This window comes from Zavarzinia sp., assembly GCF_049306435.1.
GTDB lineage: Bacteria > Pseudomonadota > Alphaproteobacteria > Zavarziniales > Zavarziniaceae > Zavarzinia.
Genome location: NZ_JBAQRT010000260.1, coordinates 1 through 15,865 on the forward strand (window position 1 = coordinate 1; position 15,865 = coordinate 15,865).

The 15,865-nt window shown below is 66.5% G+C and carries 18 protein-coding genes; 8 read left to right on the forward strand and 10 right to left on the reverse strand.

Features of this window, described 5'->3' with window-relative positions:
- Nucleotides 1–54 precede the first annotated feature (54 nt).
- Nucleotides 55–726, forward strand: a complete 672-nt coding sequence (gene yihA / locus WAZ62_RS14880; RefSeq protein ID WP_422644336.1) for a ribosome biogenesis GTP-binding protein YihA/YsxC — start codon at nt 55–57, stop codon at nt 724–726.
- Between the two features lie 32 nt (nt 727–758).
- Nucleotides 759–1,721, forward strand: a complete 963-nt coding sequence (gene argB / locus WAZ62_RS14885) for an acetylglutamate kinase (protein ID WP_422644320.1) — start codon at nt 759–761, stop codon at nt 1,719–1,721.
- A gap of 22 nt (nt 1,722–1,743) precedes the next feature.
- Here the strand turns inward: argB and WAZ62_RS14890 are convergent, their stop codons facing one another.
- Complete coding sequence (locus WAZ62_RS14890) at nt 1,744–2,652, reverse strand: glutaminase (RefSeq protein ID WP_422644337.1); 909 nt, start codon at nt 2,650–2,652, stop codon at nt 1,744–1,746.
- Between the two features lie 136 nt (nt 2,653–2,788).
- On the opposite strand from WAZ62_RS14890, the gene WAZ62_RS14895 reads away from it, so the two are divergent.
- Complete coding sequence (locus WAZ62_RS14895) at nt 2,789–4,396, forward strand: methyl-accepting chemotaxis protein (RefSeq protein ID WP_422644321.1); 1,608 nt, start codon at nt 2,789–2,791, stop codon at nt 4,394–4,396.
- Between the two features lie 79 nt (nt 4,397–4,475).
- Here WAZ62_RS14895 and WAZ62_RS14900 read toward each other — a convergent pair whose 3' ends face one another.
- The 6 genes from WAZ62_RS14900 to WAZ62_RS14925 all read right to left on the reverse strand — a co-directional run bounded on the left by WAZ62_RS14900 (nt 4,476) and on the right by WAZ62_RS14925 (nt 10,037).
- A complete protein-coding gene (locus WAZ62_RS14900; RefSeq protein ID WP_422644322.1) occupies nt 4,476–5,255 on the reverse strand; it encodes a succinate dehydrogenase iron-sulfur subunit in 780 nt (259 codons plus the stop codon).
- A 26-nt stretch (nt 5,256–5,281) separates the two neighbouring features.
- Nucleotides 5,282–7,069, reverse strand: coding sequence for a succinate dehydrogenase flavoprotein subunit (sdhA, locus tag WAZ62_RS14905; protein ID WP_422644323.1), 1,788 nt, complete (start codon nt 7,067–7,069; stop codon nt 5,282–5,284).
- 9 nt (nt 7,070–7,078) lie between these two features.
- A complete protein-coding gene (gene sdhD / locus WAZ62_RS14910; RefSeq protein ID WP_422644324.1) occupies nt 7,079–7,468 on the reverse strand; it encodes a succinate dehydrogenase, hydrophobic membrane anchor protein in 390 nt (129 codons plus the stop codon).
- A 13-nt stretch (nt 7,469–7,481) separates the two neighbouring features.
- Nucleotides 7,482–7,865, reverse strand: a complete 384-nt coding sequence (gene sdhC, locus WAZ62_RS14915; protein WP_422644325.1) for a succinate dehydrogenase, cytochrome b556 subunit — start codon at nt 7,863–7,865, stop codon at nt 7,482–7,484.
- A 260-nt stretch (nt 7,866–8,125) separates the two neighbouring features.
- The gene (locus WAZ62_RS14920) at nt 8,126–9,163 is read right to left on the reverse strand and encodes a MaoC family dehydratase (RefSeq protein WP_422644326.1); all 1,038 of its coding nucleotides are present in this window, start codon (nt 9,161–9,163) and stop codon (nt 8,126–8,128) included.
- A gap of 4 nt (nt 9,164–9,167) precedes the next feature.
- Nucleotides 9,168–10,037 carry an HpcH/HpaI aldolase/citrate lyase family protein gene (locus WAZ62_RS14925; protein WP_422644327.1) on the reverse strand — a complete coding sequence of 290 codons (870 nt, stop codon included), beginning with the start codon at nt 10,035–10,037 and terminating at the stop codon, nt 9,168–9,170.
- 164 nt (nt 10,038–10,201) lie between these two features.
- On the opposite strand from WAZ62_RS14925, the gene pdxY reads away from it, so the two are divergent.
- From pdxY to WAZ62_RS14950, 5 genes are read left to right on the forward strand one after another with little or no spacing between them, the layout of a single operon-like run.
- A complete protein-coding gene (gene pdxY / locus WAZ62_RS14930) occupies nt 10,202–11,035 on the forward strand; it encodes a pyridoxal kinase (RefSeq protein WP_422644328.1) in 834 nt (277 codons plus the stop codon).
- On the forward strand, nt 11,004–11,909 hold the full coding sequence (dapF, locus tag WAZ62_RS14935; RefSeq protein WP_422644329.1) for a diaminopimelate epimerase: 906 nt from the start codon (nt 11,004–11,006) through the stop codon (nt 11,907–11,909). The genes pdxY and dapF overlap by 32 nt, the downstream gene beginning before the upstream one ends.
- A gap of 6 nt (nt 11,910–11,915) precedes the next feature.
- Entirely contained in the window at nt 11,916–13,169 is a 1,254-nt protein-coding gene (gene mtaB / locus WAZ62_RS14940; protein WP_422644330.1) for a tRNA (N(6)-L-threonylcarbamoyladenosine(37)-C(2))-methylthiotransferase MtaB, read from the forward strand.
- Complete coding sequence (ftsY, locus tag WAZ62_RS14945; RefSeq protein ID WP_422644331.1) at nt 13,166–14,128, forward strand: signal recognition particle-docking protein FtsY; 963 nt, start codon at nt 13,166–13,168, stop codon at nt 14,126–14,128. The genes mtaB and ftsY overlap by 4 nt, the downstream gene beginning before the upstream one ends.
- A gap of 2 nt (nt 14,129–14,130) precedes the next feature.
- A complete protein-coding gene (locus tag WAZ62_RS14950) occupies nt 14,131–14,724 on the forward strand; it encodes a septation protein A (RefSeq protein ID WP_422644332.1) in 594 nt (197 codons plus the stop codon).
- Here the strand turns inward: WAZ62_RS14950 and WAZ62_RS14955 are convergent, their stop codons facing one another.
- From WAZ62_RS14955 to WAZ62_RS14965, 3 genes are all read right to left on the reverse strand, one after another.
- A complete protein-coding gene (locus tag WAZ62_RS14955) occupies nt 14,725–15,270 on the reverse strand; it encodes an NUDIX domain-containing protein (RefSeq protein WP_422644333.1) in 546 nt (181 codons plus the stop codon).
- 57 nt (nt 15,271–15,327) lie between these two features.
- Nucleotides 15,328–15,588: a hypothetical protein gene (locus WAZ62_RS14960; RefSeq protein WP_422644334.1), complete on the reverse strand. Its 261-nt coding sequence runs from the start codon at nt 15,586–15,588 to the stop codon at nt 15,328–15,330.
- Between the two features lie 31 nt (nt 15,589–15,619).
- Nucleotides 15,620–15,865, reverse strand: a 246-nt coding sequence (locus tag WAZ62_RS14965) for a tetratricopeptide repeat protein (RefSeq protein WP_422644335.1), incomplete at its 5' end; no start/stop codon positions are given.

Below are 15,865 nucleotides of genomic sequence, written 5' to 3' on the forward strand. Positions count from 1 at the left end.
GGCCCTGCCGGGCCGTTCCGGCAGCCCGACCGGCGGCCGGCCGCCGGGCAAACGATGACCGACAAGCTGCGACCCGAAGACGGCGCCGTCACGCCCGAGACCCTCGAGGCGGGACGGAAGCTGTTCGCGGCCGAATGCCAGTTCACCTGGGGCGCGACCAGGCTCGCCGAGCTGCCGCCCCCGGGCCTGCCCGAGATCGCCTTCGCCGGGCGCTCCAACGTCGGCAAATCGTCGCTGGTCAACGCCCTGACCGGGCGGAACACCCTCGCGCGGGTGTCCAACACCCCGGGCCGGACCCAGCAGCTGAATTTCTTCAACCTCGGCGACCGCCTCACCCTCGTCGATCTGCCGGGCTACGGCTTCGCCAAGGTCTCCAAGGACAAGGTCGCCCAATGGGTCGACCTGACCGAGACCTTCCTGGCCGGCCGCCCGAACCTGAAGCGGGTCCTCGTCCTGATCGACAGCCGCCACGGCCCCAAGGCCCCCGATCATGCGGCGATGAAGCTGCTCGACAAGTCGGCGGTGTCCTATCAGATCGTGCTGACCAAGACCGACAAGATGAAACCGGCCGAACTCGAGGCCATGACCAGGACCGTCGCCGAGGCGATCCGGCCCCATGTCGCGGCCCATCCGGTGATCCTGCCGACGTCGAGCGAGACCGGTGCCGGCATTCCCGAGTTGCGTGCCACCCTCGCGGCACTTGGCAATCCGGCCGCATTGGGTTAAGCGAAGCCCACTCTCGGGACAAGGAAGCTGTGATGAGCGACAAGCCGGATACCGCCGCCGCCGAACGGGCCGACCTGAAACTGCGCACCCGCTGGCTGCATACCGCCACGACCATCACCGAAGCCCTGCCCTACATGCGGCGCTACGCCGACAGCAGCTTCGTCGTCAAATACGGCGGCCATGCCATGGGGGACGACGCGGCGGCCAAGGCCTTCGCCCGCGACATCGTCCTTCTCAAGCAGGTCGGCATCAATCCGATCGTCGTCCATGGCGGCGGCCCGCAGATCGGCAAGATGCTGGACCGGCTGGGCATCAAGTCGTCCTTCATCGATGGCTTGCGCGTCACCGATCAGCCGGCGGTCGAGGTGGTGGAAATGGTCCTCGCCGGCTCGATCAACAAGCAGATCGTCGGCGCGATCAATGCCGCCGGGGGCAATGCCATCGGCATTTCCGGCAAGGACGGCCCGCTGATCCGCGCCCGCAAGCTGACCAAGACCAAGCACGACCCCGAATCGAACATCGAGAAGGTGCTCGACTATGGTTTCGTCGGCGAGCCCGAATCGGTCGATCCCCGCGTGCTCTATCTGTTCGAGCGGTCGGACTTCATCCCCGTCGTCGCGCCCATCGGCATCAGCGAGGACGGCCACACCTATAATATCAATGCCGATACCGCGGCGGGCGCCATCGCCTCGGCCATGCGGGCCTCGCGCTTCCTGCTGCTGACCGACGTGCCGGGCGTTCTCGACAAGGACGGCAAGCTGATCGACCGCATGACGGCGGAACAGGCCCGCGCCCTGATCGCCGACGGCACGATCCACGGCGGCATGATCCCCAAGGTGGAAACCTGCCTCGATGCGGTCGACAGCGGCGTCGAGGCCGCCGTCATCCTTGACGGCCGCACGCCCCATGCCCTGCTGCTGGAAACCTTCACCGCCCATGGCGCCGGCACGTTGATCGAGAGCGCCGCCCACGCCGGCCGCGGCATCGAGCGCTAGTCCGGCCGAGTCCGCGCCCGCATCACTCGCCGAAGATCGACCAGTTCATCCGCCGCGACAGAAGCTCGAGCGCGGCGGATCCAAGGACGGAGTTGCCCTGGGCGTCGAGCCCGGGCGACCACACCGCGATCGAGGCCTTGCCCGGCACCACCGCCAGGATGCCGCCGCCCACGCCACTTTTCGCCGGCATGCCGACCCTGAAGGCGAAATCGCCCGAACCGTCGTAATGACCGCAGGTCAGCATCAGGGCATTGATGCGCTTGGCCCGCTCGGCCGAGATGACCTTGCCGCCCGCCGTCGGATGGCGCCCGGCGAAGGCGAGATAGCGCCCGGCCATCGCGAGCTGCCGGCAGGACATGGCGATGGCGCAGTGGTGAAAATAGACCCCGAGCACCATTTCGACCGGATGGCGCAGATTGCCGCAGGCGCGCAGGTAATTGGCCAGGGCGGCGTTGCGGAATCCCGTCGCCTGTTCCGAAGCGGCGACGGCACGGTCGATATGAATGGTCTCGTCATCCGAGACATACCGCAGGAAACGCAGGATCTCGCCCAGCACCGCCTTTGGCGTGTGACCGGCCAGGATCGCGTCGGCGACGGCGATCGCCCCCGCGTTGATCAGGGGATTGCGCGGAATGCCCTTCTCGTATTCCAGCTGCACGATGGAATTGAACGGGTTGCCCGATGGCTCCTTCCCGACCCGCTGCCACAGCGCGTCGCCGACCTTGCCGAGGGCGAGGGTGAGGGTGAAGACCTTCGAGATGCTCTGGATTGAAAACAGCATGTCGCCGTCGCCCGCGACATGCTGTGCCCCCTCGGCATCGACGACCGCGATGCCGAACCTCGCCGGATCGATTCCCGCCAGCTCCGGGATATAGGTTGCGACCGCGCCGCGATCGACACGGGCAATCATATCCGCCGTTATTTCTTGCACCGCCAAGTTGATTTCGCTCAAGAGCCCGCCTTTTGCTGCATCAGCTAACAAAGCAAATTTGGCCCGACTTACCAATTGTTAGGAAAACGGGGCCGATATTCGCTTTCACGGATTTCCGGTCGAGAGGTCTTTATTCATGTTCGCACGCCGCAAGGAAGCTGAAGCCGCCGCTTCGGCGGAACTCACCCAGGTGAAAGGTGAGCTCGCCGCCCTGAGACAAATGCTCGACTCCATGCCCGTCAACGTCATGATGTGCGAGCTGAAGGATTTTTCCATCACCTATCTGAACAAGACATCTATCGAAACATTACGCAAACTCGAGCATCTGCTGCCGGCCAAGGCGGATCAATTGCTCGGCCAGTCGATCGATATTTTCCACAAGGCTCCCGCCCATCAGCGTCGTCTCCTGGCCGACCCCCGGAACCTGCCGCACCGCGCGCGCATCAAGCTCGGGCCCGAGATCCTGGACCTTCAGGTTTCCGCCATCTACGACGCCACGGGCAAATACATCGGCCCGATGCTGACCTGGTCGATCATCACCGAATTCGTGCGCCAGGAGCGCGAAACCAAGCGCCTGATGCGCATGCTCGACGACATGCCGATCAACGTCATGACCGCCGACAAGGATACGCTGGAGATCAATTACATCAACCGCACCTCGATCAACACCCTGCGGGCGGTCGAACATCTGCTGCCGATTAAGGCCGACAACGCGCTTGGCACCTGCATCGACATCTTCCACAAGAATCCCTCGCACCAGCGCCGGATGCTGGCCGATCACCGCAACCTGCCGCATGGCGCCAAGATCAGGCTCGGCCCCGAGACGCTGGACCTGCGCGTCTCGGCGATCATGGATGACGATGGCACCTACATCGGCCCGATGGTGACCTGGTCGATCATCACCAAGACCGTGCAGGTCATCGACAGTTTCGAGCAGAATGTGAAGACCGCCGTCGAATCCGTCGCAGGTTCGGCCGACGAGATGCGCGCCGCCGCCGATGTCATGTCCAACGTGGTGCAGGAAACGGTCGTCCAGGCCGGAACCATCGCCTCCAACGCCGACGAAGCCTCGGCCAATGTCCAGACCGTCGCCGCCGCGACCGAGGAACTGGCAGCCTCCGTCGCCGAGATCGGCCGTCAGGCGACCCAGTCGTCGACAGTCGCCCAGGCGGCGGTGGCCCAGGCCGAGAAGACCAATGTCACCGTGAAGGGCCTCGCCGAGGCGTCCGAGCGGATCGGCGCCGTGGTCAAGCTGATCAACGATATCGCCGGCCAGACCAATCTCCTCGCGCTCAACGCGACGATCGAGGCGGCCCGGGCGGGCGAGGCGGGCAAGGGCTTCGCCGTCGTCGCTTCCGAGGTGAAGAACCTCGCCAACCAGACCGCCAAGGCGACCGAGGAGATCGCCGGCCAGATCACCTCGATCCAGGGCGCGACCCATGACGCGGTCGGCGCGATCACGGCGATCACCCAGACCATCGGCCAGATCAATGAAATCGCCGGGGCCATCGCGGCGGCGGTCGAACAGCAGGGCAGCGCGGTGCAGGAAATCAGCCGCAACGTCCAGGAGGCCGCCGGTGGCACCCGCGAAGTCACCAACAATGTCGGCACGCTGAGCCAGGCGACCAGCGAATCCGGCCATGCCGTCGGCAAGGTCGCCAATGCCGCCAGCTCCCTCGCCGATCAGGCCGCGCTGATGCGCCGCGAAGTCGACAAGTTCCTCGAGGAGGTGAAGAAGCTGTAATTCACGGCTTCTCATCAGGGCAAACAAAAACGGCCGGGCGATCGCCCGGCCGTTTCATGTTCGGGCCCTGCCCCGTGGCTCAGCCGCGGCGCTCGACCATCATCTGCTTGATGCCGGCGATCGCCTTCGCCGGGTTCAGCCCCTTGGGGCAGGTATTGGCGCAGTTCATGATCGTGTGACAGCGATAGAGGCGGAACGGGTCCTCGAGATTGTCGAGACGCTCGCCCGTGCCTTCGTCGCGGGTGTCGACCAGCCAGCGATAGGCCTGCAGCAGGACGGCGGGGCCGAGGTAACGGTCGCCATTCCACCAGTAGCTGGGGCAGGAGGTCGAGCAGCAGGCGCAGAGGATGCACTCGTAGAGACCGTCGAGCTTCTCGCGCTCTTCCATCGACTGCAGGCGCTCGCGCGTCGGCGCCGGGGTCTGCGTCTGCATCCACGGCTTGATCGAGGCATATTGCGCGTAGAAGTGGGTCAGGTCCGGCACCAGATCCTTCACCACCGGCATATGCGGCAGCGGATAGACCTTCACCTCGCCCTTCACGTCCTCGATCGCCTTGGTGCAGGCGAGCGTGTTGCCCCCGTCGATGTTCATCGCGCAGGAACCGCACACGCCTTCGCGGCAGGAACGCCGGAAGGTGAGCGACGGATCGACCTCGTTCTTGATCTTGATCAGCGCGTCGAGAACCATCGGCCCGCACTGGTCCAGATCCACCTCGAAAGTATCGAGGCTGGGGTTCTGGCCCTTGTCCGGGTCGTAGCGATAGATCTTGAACGCCTTCACGCGCTTGGCGCCCGTCTTGGCCTTCACCGTCTTGCCGGTGCCGACTTTCGAATTCTTGGGCAGTGCAAATTCGACCATTGGCCTTGCCTTTCTATCCCGCCGCCTCAATACACGCGCGGACGCGGCGTGATGTATTCGATCTCGTCGGTGAGCGTATAGGTGTGCACCGGGCGATAATCGATCGCCACGTTGCCCTTCTCGTCCGCCCAGGCGAGGGTATGCTTCATCCAGGTCTCGTCATTCCGGTCCGGGAAATCCTCGCGGGCATGGGCGCCGCGGCTTTCCTGGCGGTTGGCGGCGCCATGCATGGTGACCATGGCCTGGCGCAGCAGATTGTCGAGTTCGAGGGTTTCCTGCAGATCGGTGTTGTAGATCATCGAGCGGTCGGTCGTGCCGATGTCGCCCCACATGTTCCACACTTCGCCGATCAGCTGCTTGCCTTCCTCCAGCACCTCGCCGGTACGGAAGACGGCGCAGTTGTTCTGCATCACGCGCTGCATCTGGCCGCGAACCTGCGCGGTCGACGACGAGCCCTTGGCATGGCGCAGGTAATCGAAGCGGTTCAGCGCGAAATCGGCCGAATCCTTGGCCAGATCCTTCTGCGCCGCGCCAGGCTTCACGATCTCGGCGGCGCGGATCGCGGCGGCGCGACCAAAGACCACGAGGTCGATCAGCGAGTTGGAGCCGAGACGATTGGCGCCATGGACCGAGACGCAGGCCGCCTCGCCGATGGCCATCAGGCCCGGGATCACCGAATCCGGGTTGCCGTCCTTCAGGGTGACGACTTCGCCATGATAGTTGGTCTGAATGCCGCCCATGTTGTAGTGGACGGTCGGCAGCACCGGGATCGGCTGCTTGGTGACATCCACGCCGGAGAACACCTTGGCGCTTTCCGAAATGCCCGGCAGACGCTCGTGCAGGATCTTCGGATCGAGATGTTCGAGGTGCAGGTAGATGTGATCCTTGTTGGGGCCGACGCCGCGGCCCTCGCGGATCTCGATGGTCATGGCGCGCGAGACGACGTCGCGCGACGCCAGGTCCTTGGCCGAGGGGGCGTAGCGTTCCATGAACCGCTCGCCCTCGGAATTGCGCAGGATGCCGCCTTCGCCGCGGGCGCCTTCGGTGATCAGGCAGCCGGCGCCATAGATGCCGGTCGGATGGAATTGCACGAATTCCATGTCCTGCAGCGGCAGGCCGGCGCGCAGCACCATGCCGCCACCGTCGCCGGTGCAGGTATGGGCCGAGGTCGCCGAGAAATAGGCCCGGCCGTAGCCGCCCGTCGCCAGCACGACGATCTTCGCCCGGAAGCGATGGATCGAGCCGTCCTCGAGGCACCAGGCGATGACGCCCCGGCATTCGCCGTCTTCCATGATCAGATCGAGCACGAAATACTCGATGAAGAACTGGGCGTCGAAGCGCAAGGACTGCTGGTACAGCGTGTGCAGGATGGCGTGGCCGGTCCGGTCGGCGGCGGCGCAGGTGCGCTGGGCCTGACCCTTGCCGTAATGGGTGGTCATGCCGCCGAAGGCGCGCTGGTAGATCTTGCCTTCCGCCGTGCGCGAGAAGGGCACGCCGTAATGTTCGAGTTCGATCACCGCCTCGGGGGCGCTGCGACACATGTATTCGATGGCGTCCTGGTCGCCCAGCCAGTCCGACCCCTTGACGGTGTCGTACATGTGGAAGCGCCAGTCGTCCTCGCCCATGTTGCCGAGGGCGGCGGAGATGCCGCCCTGAGCCGCCACGGTGTGGGAGCGGGTCGGGAAGACCTTGGTGATGCAGGCGGTCTTGAGACCGCGCTCGGCCATGCCGAAGGTGGCACGAAGGCCAGCACCGCCGGCGCCGACGACCACGACATCATAGGTATGGTCGATGATGGAATAAGCCTGGGGCATGGACGTCACTCAGATCGCGATTTTGAGGATCGAGAAGAGGGCCGCGGCCGCCAGGGCCACGGTCGCGAAATTGACCAGCAGCTGGACCACGATCTTGGTCGACTCGGTGTGGATATAGTCTTCGATCACGACCTGGGCGCCCAGCTTCAGGTGCCAGAAACCGACCCCGACGAAGAGGCCGAGCAGCACGGCGACGAGCGGCTGCGCCACCCAGGCGGTGAAGACTTCATAAGGGCTGCCGGCGAGCACGACGAGGCTGGCGACGAACCAGATGGTCAGCGGCACCAGGGCGATCGCGGAGACGCGCTGCATCCACCAGTGATGGGTGCCATCCTTGGCCGAGCCGAGGCCGCGAACGGCACCGATCGGCGAGCGGAGCGAGGAACGGGGGGAAGCCATGTTCTTTTCGTCCTCAGAGAATGAAAGCGAGGAGCCAGATGACGACGGTCAGCGCCAGCGAACCGGCGACCACCGCGACCGAGGCCTTGTGCGAGACCACCTTGTCGAAGCCCCAGCCGGCATCCCAGAACAGGTGGCGCAGGCCGTTCAGCAGGTGGAAGCTCAGCGCCAGCGTGAAGCCGAACAGGATGAGAAGGCCGAGGAAGGAGCCGGCGAACCACTGGAAGCCGGCATAGGCCTCGGGGCCCGAGGCGGCGGCGACCAGCCACCAGGTCAGCATCAGGGTGCCGAAACCAAGACCGACGCCCGTGGCGCGGTGGGTGATCGACGCGATTGCGGTCAGCGGCAGGCGGTAGACCTGGAGATGCGGCGAGAGCGGACGCTCGACTTGAGCCATCGCTGGTCCTCTTTTTCTGAAGGTCGAACCCCCGCCCGACCTGGGAACTGCCCTTGCAAGGGCTGAATGCCGATGGAAACGGAGTCTCATCGGCGGCCTGATACTAAAGGCGGATCACCGCCAGTCAACGAAACCTAAGTCAAAAGCCCGAAAACCCATTTCCCCGTCATCCCGGCGAAGGCCGGGATCTTCCGAAGGCCGGGCTTCGGTGCCTTTTCGTCGCGAGGTCCCGGCCTTCGCCGGGACGACGCATCCCTGTGTCAGTGGCGCGGGATCAGCACCCAGTAATCGAAGTCGAGCACGACATTCTCGCCCGACTCGGGGAAACCGGCACAGGGCAGGTTCTTGGTCGCCAGGGTGCGGATGCGCAGCGCACCGACATCCTTGCGGCCTTCGATCTCGGCCTTGTCCTTCACTTCGGACCAGGCGAAGAGCGTATCGCCCGCGAAGGTCGGCGCGACATGGCGCCCGCCGTTGATGGCGGCGACGAAGATCGCGTTGCCGAGGCCGTTGAACGACAGCGCCCGGGCCAGCGAGATGACATGGCCGCCGTACATCAGGCGCCGGCCGAAACGGCCGTCCTTCTCGGTGAACTGGTTGAAATGGACCCGCGCGGTGTTCTGGTAGAGGCGGGTCGCCATCATGTGCTCGGCTTCCTCGATCGTCATGCCGTCGACATGATCGATCTTCTCGCCCACCGCGTAATCCTCCCAGAGATGGGGGGAGCCGGAGAGCGCGGTATCGAAGCTCGACAGGTCGAGGCCGGCGGGCACGGTCAGGAATTCCGGGGTCACGACCGCCGCCAGCTCGGGCACCACGGCTTCGGGCGCCGGGCTCGCCTTGTCGCGCTTCCGCACCATCACCCAGCGGCAATAGTCGAGCACGAGGTCGCCCACGTCGTCCCGCCCGGTGGAGCGGACATAGACGGTGCCGGTTTCCTTGTTCGAATTTTCCTTGAGGCCGATCACGGTCGAGACCGTCGACAGCGTCGTGCCCGGCGCCACCAGCTTGTGGAAGCGCCCTTGCGCGTAGCCGAGATTGGCGACGGCATTGAGCGAGACATCCGGCACGGTCTTGCCGAAGACGACATGGAAGGTCAGCAGATCGTCGATCGGCGCGCCCTTCAGCCCGGCCGAACGGGCGAAGGCGGCGGAAGACTGGATGACGAAACGGCTGCCGGTCAGCGCGGTGTAAAGCGCGGCGTCACCATCGGTCACGGTGCGCGGCGTCGCGTGCACCAGTTCCTGGCCGACCTTGAAGTCCTCGAAGAAATTGCCTTTAGCGGTCTTGGTGCTCATGTCGTTACCCCCGGGCCGCGATGGCGTCGGCCAGGGCGCAGATGCGCTTGGCATTCTCGACATGCAGGTTCTCGATCAGCTTGCCCTCGACCAGGACGACGCCCTTGCCCTCGGCCTCGGCCGCGGCGAAGGCGTCGATGATCTTGCGCGACCAGGCGATCTCGCTCTCGGACGGGGCGAAGACGACATTGGCGCCCTCGACCTGGCCGGGATGGATCAGGGTCTTGCCGTCGAAGCCGAGTTCCACGCCCTGCAGGCAGGAGGCGCGATAGCCGTCCTCGTCCTTGAGGTCGAGATAGACGCCGTCGAGGATCGAAAGACCGTAAGCCCGCGCCGCCAGCATGGTGATGCCGAGGGAGGTGAGCATGGGCAGGCGCATCGGCGTGTGGCGCGAATGCAAGTCCTTGGTCAGGTCCGAGGTGCCCATGACGAAACAGGTGAGGCGCTTCGACGAAGCGGCGATCTCGGCCGCGCGCAGGATGCCGAGCGGGGTCTCCATCATCGCCCAGATGGTCGTGGTCGCCGGGGCGCCGACCTCGTTCAGCAGGGCTTCCGCCTTCAGGATGGTCGCCGGATCCTCGACCTTGGGCAGCAGGATCGCGTCGGGGCCGAGCGGGGCCAGAACCTTGATGTCGTCGATGCCCCAGGGGGTATCCAGCCCGTTGGTGCGGACGATCACTTCCCGATAGCCATAGCCGCCGGTCTTCAGCGCCTCGGCGATCTGGTCGCGGGCCAATTCCTTGGCATCGACGGCGACCGCGTCCTCGAGATCGAGGATCAGCCCGTCCGCCGGCAGGCCGCGGGCCTTGTCGAGGGCGCGCGCATTGGCTCCCGGCATGTAGAGGACAGAGCGGCGCGGCCGGACAGTGCTCATGGTTTCCCCGTTCGATCGGAAAAAAGATTGCGAAAATCGGGCTGACTATAGTCAGCGGACGACGACAGGCAAGGCTGCAACGCAGCAAAAATGCGGCGATGCGCCTTGCCTGCCGGTTTACCTTGCCTATCGTGCCAAAAGCGCCGCCGAAAGATCGCTTCACCATGCCCGTGCCGACCATCCTGTCCTTCCAGTCCCGAGTCGCGGCCGGCCATGTCGGCAGCTCCGCCGCCAGTCCCGTGCTGCAGATGCTGGGCTGCGAGGTGATCGAGGTGCCGACGGTGCTGCTCTCGGCCCATCCGGGCCACGGGCGGCCGGGGGGCGGGACCTTGCCGGCCTCGCTTCTCGCCGGGATCATCGACGGGCTGGAGCGCGTCGGCCGCCTCGACGGGATCGACGGCGTGATCGTCGGCTATCTCGGCACGGTCGAGAATGGCGTTCTCGCGGCCGCGACGATCGAGCGGGTGCGGGCGCGCAATCCCAAGACCTGCGTGCTGGTCGATCCGGTGATCGGCGACCGGGACGGCGGGCGCTATGTCGCCGATGGCATCCTGGAATGTTTCCACGACCGCCTGATCCCCCTCGCCGATATCGTGAAGCCCAATCATTTCGAGCTGGAAGCCCTGACCGGCCGGCCCATCGCCAGTCTGGACGAGGCCGCCGCCGCGCTCGAAGCCCTGAAGGTGCCCCTGCCCCTCGTCACCTCGCTGGAATGGGGTGGTGACCTCGCCACCCTCGCCCTGATCGGGGGACGCCGCCTGATGGCGCTGACGAAGCCGGTGGCGCGGCCGCCCCATGGTCTGGGCGATACGCTGGGCGCCGTCCTGATGGCGCATCTGGCCCGGGGTCTGGCGCCCGAGGCGGCGCTGGCGCGCGCCATCGGCGTGGTCGAGGCGCTGATCGGGGCGAGCCTGTCGCTGGGGTTGGACGAGCTGCCGCTGGTCGCCGCCGCCCCGCTTGTGACGCATGGCCCGCCGCGACCGCTGGTCCTCTGTTGAGAAAGGCGCGGAAGCAGCCTATATAGCGGCCATGGACGGCATTCCCTTTATCAAGATGCACGGCCTCGGCAATGATTTCGTCATCGTCGACGCCCGCACCTCCCCCGTGGAGATCAACGAAGCGCTGGCGCAGGCGATCGCCAACCGGCGCACCGGCGTCGGCTGCGACCAGCTGATCGTGCTCGAGTCATCGGACAAGGCCGATGTCTTCATGCGGATCTGGAACCCGGACGGCTCGGAGGCCGGCGCCTGTGGCAATGCCACCCGCTGCGTCGGCGCCCTGCTGATCGCCGGTGCCCGCCGCAACGAGGTTTCGATCGAGACGGTCTCGGGCCTCCTGCTCGCCGCCTCCGCGCCCGATGGCTATATCACCGTCGACATGGGCGAGCCCCGGCTGGACTGGTCGGAAATCCCGCTCGCCCGCGCCATGGACACGGTGAAGCTCGACTATGCCGCGGCCCCCGGAATGGCCGGGCCGTCGGCGGTCAACATGGGCAATCCCCATGTCGTCTTCTTCGTCGACGATGCCGAAAGCGTGAAGGTCGAAGCCCTCGGCCCCGCGATCGAGCATGATCCGCTGTTCCCCCAGCGCACCAATGTCTCCTTCGTCTCGAAGCAGAAGGACGGCTCGCTCCGCGTCGTCGTCTGGGAACGCGGCGCCGGCCGGACCCTGGCTTGCGGCACCGCCGCCTGCGCCACCGTCGTCGCCGCCACCCGCCGCGGCCTCGTCGACCGCAAGGCGGTGATCTGGATGGATGGCGGCCGGCTCGACATGGAATGGCGGGAGTCGGACGGCCATGTGATCATGACCGGCCCGGTCGCCGTCGCCTTCTCGGGCGTGATCGCCCTGCCGCCCCGGGTGAAGGCCGCCTGAGGTCCCATGTCCGCCGGGATCGAGGTCATCACCTTCGGCTGCCGCCTCAACGCCTATGAATCCGAGGTGATGAAGCGGCACGCCGAAAACGCCGGCCTCGATCACGCCGTCATCGTCAATACCTGCGCCGTCACCTCGGAAGCGGTGCGCCAGGCCCGTCAGGCCATCCGCAAGGCGCGGCGCGAAAACCCGAACGCAAAGCTGATCGTCACCGGCTGCGCCGCCCAGGTCGAGCCCGAGCGTTTCGCCGAAATGGCCGAGGTCGATCAGGTCGTCGGCAACATGGAAAAAATGGCGGCCGAGACCTGGGCGCCCGATTTCGGCGTCGGCGAGACCGAGAAGGTCCGCGTCGCCGACATCATGGCCGTGCGCGAGACCGCGGGCCATCTGGTCGAGGGCTTCGAGGGCCGCGCCCGCGCCTTCGTCCAGGTCCAGAACGGCTGCGACCACCGCTGCACCTTCTGCATCATCCCTTACGGCCGGGGGCCGTCCCGCTCCGTCCCCATGGGCGCCATCGTCGACGAGGTACGCCGCCTCGTCGCCGCCGGCCATAACGAGGTGGTGCTGACCGGCGTCGACCTCACTTCCTATGGCGAGGACCTGCCGGGCACGCCCAGCCTCGGCCAGCTGACCCGCCGCCTGCTGAAGGCCGTGCCGGAATTGCCGCGCCTCCGCATCTCCTCGATCGACGCCGCCGAGGCGGACGACGACCTGATCCAGGCCCTCGCCGAGGAAGAGCGGCTGATGCCGCATCTCCATCTCTCGCTCCAGGCCGGCAACGACCTCATTCTGAAGCGGATGAAGCGCCGTCACCTGCGCGCCGACGCCATCCGTTTCGCCGCCCGCCTGCGCGCGGTTCGGCCCGATATCGCGCTGGGCGCCGATTTCATCGCCGGCTTCCCGACCGAGACCGAGGAAGCCTTCGAGGACACCCTGCGCCTCGTCGACGAGGCGGGCCTGACCTATCTCCATGTCTTCCCCTTCTCGCCCCGGCCGGGCACGCCCGCCGCCAAGATGCCCCAGGTCGGCCGCGCCGTGGCCAGGGAACGGGCGGAGCGCCTGCGCGCCAAGGGCGACCTCGCCCTGCACCGCTTCCTCGACAGCCGCATCGGCCGGACCGAACAGGCCATCGTCGAGACCCCGCTGATTGCCCGCAGCGAGCATTTCGCCGCCATCCGCCTGGCCGCGCCGGCCCGTCCGGGCGATATAATTCGCGTTACCATTGGCGCCCGTTCGGGCGCGGAGCTCGTCGCCGCATGACCGATATCGAAAACGAAGGCACGGGCGAGAAGAAATCGGGCTGGTTCGGCCGCCTGAAGGCGGGCCTGTCCCGCTCGTCCTCATCCCTCGGCCAGTCGATCACCGGCCTCTTCAAGAAGCGCAAGCTCGATGACGAGACGCTGGACGAGCTGGAAGAGGCCCTGATCCAGGCCGACCTCGGCGTCGCCGTCGCGACCGAAGTGCGCGAAGCCCTGTCCAAGGGCCGTTTCGGCAAGGAAATCGGCGACGACGAGGTGAAAGCCGTCCTCGGCGGCGAAATCTCGCGCATCCTGAAATATTCGGAAAAGCCGCTGGTGATCGACGCCAGCCGCCGGCCCCATGTCATCCTGATGGTCGGGGTCAACGGCAGCGGCAAGACGACGACCATCGGCAAGCTGGCCAGCCGCTTCAAGGCGCAGGGCCTCAAGGTGATGATGGCAGCGGGCGATACTTTCCGCGCCGCCGCGATCGAGCAGCTCGCGGTCTGGGGCGAGCGCTCGGGCGTGCCCGTCGTCACCCGCCCCGCCGGCTCCGACGCCGCAGGCCTTGCCTTCGATGCCCTCGAGCAGGCCAGGCGCGAAGGCTATGACGTGCTGCTGATCGACACCGCCGGCCGGTTGCAGAACAAGGAAGGCCTGATGGCCGAGCTGACCAAGATCGAGCGGGTGATCAAGAAGCTGGACGAGAGCGCGCCCCACGACACGATCCTGGTGCTCGACGCGACGACGGGCCAGAACGCGGTCAATCAGGTCGACGTCTTCGAGCGCGTCGCCAAGATCACCGGCGTCATCATGACCAAGCTGGACGGCACGGCGCGGGGCGGCGTCCTCGTCGCCGTCTCGAAGAAATACTGGATGCCGATCCACGCCATCGGCGTCGGCGAAGGCATCGAGGACCTGCAGGATTTCAACGCCGACGCCTTTGCCCGCGCGCTGGTCGGCACGGCCGAGAGGGCGTGACCATGGCGACATCGGCTCCGACCGCGCACAAGAGCAAGATCAACCCGCTGCTGCGCCTCGTCCTCGAGGCGGGGCCGCTCGGCGTGTTCTTCTTCTGCAATTCGCGTTTCGGCATCTTCACCGCGACCGGCGCCTTCATGGCCGCGACCGTGGCCGCCCTCGCCGTCAACTGGGCGTTGGAGCGGCGCCTGCCGGTGATGCCGCTGGTCTCGGGCGTGTTCGTTCTCGTCTTCGGCGGGCTCACGCTCTATCTCGAGGACGAGCTGTTCATCAAGCTGAAGCCGACCATCGTCAACAGCCTGTTCGCCGTCATCCTGCTGGGCGGGCTCGCCACCGGGCGGTCGCTGCTGAAGCCGCTGTTCGGCGCGGCCTTCCAGCTGGACGAGACGGGCTGGCGCAGCCTCACCTTCCGCTGGGCGCTGCTGTTCATCGTGCTCGCGATCGTCAACGAAGTCGTGTGGCGCAATTTCTCGACCGAGACCTGGGCCGCCTTCAAGGTCTTCGGCATCATGCCGCTGACCATCATCTTCACCATCGCCCAGATGCCCCTGATCCTCCGCCACCAGTTGCCGGAAGAAAAGGACGCGCGGGACTGATCACGCCGCCGGCAGCGGCCCCCGTCCGTCTTCGCCGGGCGGATTGGTGAAGGGCGGGAAAGCCGCCTGTCCCTCGACCGCGCGCCAATGGTGCAAGGCCCAATGGACCGAGGGAAAGGCGATCTCACCCCAGGGAATCTCGTCCCAGGTAAAGAGGCGGACCTCCAGGCTTTCCGGTCCCGCCGCGAAATCCGGGCTGGCCAGGGTCGCGCGGTGGATCATCTGGACCTGCGAGATGCGCGGGATCGAATAGACCGCCAGCAGGGCATCGATGGCGATCGCGGCGCAGGCTTCCTCCATCGCTTCCCGCGCGGCGCCCTCGGCGACCGATTCGCCTTCCTCCATGAAACCGGCCGGGATGGTCCAGAAGCCGCGCCGGGGCTCGATCGCGCGGCGGGCCAGCAGGAAGCGCCCGTCATGGGTGACGACCGAGCCGACGACGATCTTCGGGTTCACGTAATTGATGAAGCCGCAGGTCCGGCAGACCTCGCGTTCGCGGTCATCGCCTTCGGGAATCGCGGTATGGAAATGATGGTCAGCGCTCATGCGCCAATTGTCGGGGCAGCCCGCGCCGGGGGCAAGACCGCCCTTTTCGTCCGGCGCTCAGACCGTGAGATCGATCAGCCGGCCAAGGCCGGGCTGCAGTGGCCGGGGGTTGGCGCCCGGGGCTTCGCGGCGCTGGCTGGAGCCGCCCTGTGCCTCGCCGCCGACGCGGATGTCGACCCCGGTCGAGAGACGGGTCGCCGCCTCCGCCGTCTGGGTCTGCACGCCCTCGGCCCTGGTGGCCGGCGCGCGCACGCCCGAGCCGCCCTGCGAGAGCGAGGCGATGGCGGTCAATATGGCGGGACTCGGCTTGATATCCATGGTGTCAGTTTCCCCCGGCAGGCCTTAACGCTCACTTAACGGGCAGCTTCGCCCTTGCGGCGGCGAGGCCCTCGGCGATGGCGGCATCGTCCGGCTTCAGGGCGGCGGCCTTTTCCCAGGCCGCGACCGCTTCCGGCGCCTTGCCCAGGACATCATAGGCCCGGGCGAGGCGCAGCCAACCATCGATATCGTCCGGCTGCGCCTGCAGCCTTTCGGCGAGGCGGGCGACCATGCCCTCGATCATCGCCTGACGCTCCTCGGGGCTCATGGCCTGCGC